Origin of the sequence: Peptoniphilus duerdenii ATCC BAA-1640, from assembly GCF_000146345.1 — a bacterium.
Classification (GTDB): domain Bacteria; phylum Bacillota; class Clostridia; order Tissierellales; family Peptoniphilaceae; genus Peptoniphilus_B; species Peptoniphilus_B duerdenii.
The window spans coordinates 613,731-616,362 of record NZ_GL397071.1 but is presented as its reverse complement, the minus strand read 5'-3'; the positions used below and the strand labels follow the sequence as shown (position 1 = coordinate 616,362).

At 30.2% G+C, this 2,632-nt stretch carries 1 protein-coding gene; it reads right to left on the bottom strand.

Features of this window, described 5'->3' with window-relative positions; translation table 11 throughout:
- The coding region (locus HMPREF9225_RS10310) for a non-ribosomal peptide synthetase (protein WP_169304146.1) at positions 1-2,604 on the bottom strand (2,604 nt) is incomplete at its 3' end.
- Positions 2,605-2,632 lie beyond the last annotated feature (28 nt).

Below are 2,632 nucleotides of genomic sequence, written 5' to 3'. Positions count from 1 at the left end.
TTTAGAATGATTTATGAATGCAGATTTTGTTTTTTCTTCATCTCTATAATATTCTCTTGCCAGTCCTTTGCCGCCTATATATAATTCCCCCGCAACTCCAACTGGACAATCTTCAAGATCATAATTCAGCACATAATATTCTTGATTTGCTAATGGTTTACCATATGGAATGCTTTTCCATGAAGCATCTACTTTATCAATTGGATAATAGATTGACCATATTGATGCTTCTGTAGCTCCACCAAGACTTATTACCTCAGCGTTTTCATACTGCTCTTTAATCTTTTCTGGTAAACTGACTGGTATCCAATCTCCACTTAATAATACCAATCGTAAACTACTTTCTTCTAATTTTACATCTATAATATCATCCGAATCTATTTCTAAATCCTTGTTTTGTATCTCATTATTACTAACTAACATATCCATTACTGCTGGAACAGAATTCCAAATGGTTATCCCTTCTTGCTCAATAATCTCAGACACATAATGCATATCATGAATATCCGGTATTTCCACTAATGTTGCTCCAGTTGTTAAACTTCCAAAAATATCATATACCGATAAATCAAAACACATTGAAGATAAGCCTATTATCTTGTCTTCTTTATCTACACTAAACTTCCTATTAATATCTATAACAGTATTCATTGCAGCTTCATGAGTTATAGCTACCCCTTTAGGTTTTCCTGTGCTTCCTGATGTATATATAATATATGCTAGTTCACTAGGATCATATTCTATTTGAGGATTAGCTGAGGAATAATTAGAAATACTGTTTCTTTCATAAAAATCTTTATCAATATATAGACTACTTCCGCTATTTTTCAAAATATATTTTTGTCTTTCTAACGGATGGTCCGGATCAATTGCAACATAAGCTGCTCCCGATTTCAATATTCCGAGGATATTTATTATCGTTTCCTTTTTTCGTTCTCCTAAAACTGCTACTACATCCCCTTGCTGTATTCCTTTTTCAAGCAAAAAATTACATATTTGAGCAGATTTTTCATCTAATTCTTTACAAGTAATGCCTCCGTTTTTATCCTTAACTATTACCTTATCAGGATATTTTTCTACAATTTTACTAAATTCATCTTGTACTGTAGTAGATGGAATATCTTCCTCAGTTTCATTATATGATTTTACCAAACTATTATCACGATCACTTAAGCTTGGGTATACAACATTTTCTCCCGCTAGGCTTTCTATCAAGGAAATATATTGATTGAACATTTGATTTATCATAGATTCATCAAACAGTTCTTCCACATAGTCCCATGTAACTGATAACCCTTCTTTGGTTTCCATAACCTGATAATCTAGATAAACTTGTGATGTCTGACTTACGCCCATCTTTATTTCACCTAGATCATTTATTGTAGAATTATCTTCTTCATCCATTGAAAACAGTAAACTTGTAAATACTACTGGCATTATGGCCTGATTCTGCAAACCTTTTTTCTTTTTAATTTCTCGTATAACATTAATTCCATCGTAATGTCTATGTTCTAATGCTTCAAGCATATTTTTTTGACTCTTTTTTGCGAAATCCCAAAAGTTTGTTACATTTTTTACATCACTATCAACTAATATAACTGATGTAAAATCTCCAATTATATTATTAACATTTTCATTAAATGGATACCTTGTAAATACAGTTACATTTACTGTTAGCTCTGGTTGATTACTCCAATATCCCAATATATATGCATAAGCAGAATACAATAAAGAAGATACTGTTATTCCTTCGCTTCTTGATATAGATTTAATTCTAGTCCATAATTCATTGCCAACAACAGATTCACATCTCTTAAAATAAGGTTTGATTATCTCATTAATACTTCCTTTTAATGGCAATCCCGGCGAAGAAGGTAATGAAAGAATCTTGTTTTCCCAATATTTTTTATCATCTGAATAGGTTTCACTGTTCTTGAAATCTTCCAATGCTTCTACGTAATCCTTATAGTTGAATAGATTGGTTGATGTTTTAATATCATTATCTAACAAACCCTTAACCAATATTCTCATACTACTTCCATCAGCAATCAGTAAATCTATACCAATAAATAGATAATATTCAGACTCACTAATTTTAAATGCTTTAAACTCAAAAAGAGGCCATTCACTAACATCAAATACATGATGCGACATTCTCTTTCTTTCATTAATTATCTCCTTATTAACATCTTTAACATCTAAACTAGTAAGATCTGTAGTTTTGATTTTATAATAAGGTACATTTTTTAGCATCTGTTGCTTGCCTTTATCATTTATAATTGTTCTTAACATAGGCTGTTTTTGAATCAATCTATTTAAATTAATTTCAAGCGTTTTTATATCTAATTTTGTTAAAATTTCATAATATCCATGCGTAGATACTCCACCTAATGCAAATTTTTCATCTCTGCCTAATAAGTATGCCATCTGAACATCAGTTAATGGAAACTCTTCATATTCGTTGTCTGAATTATGTCTCATATATGGATAAATATTACTTTTAGAGTTACTAGTCTTTCTTTCTAATAAGAATGATATCTTTTCAATACTGTTTTCCTTAATAAACTCTTTGAACGAAATTTTTATTCCTAAAATCTTTGTCATTTCGCTTAAAACTTTCACCATTTTAATG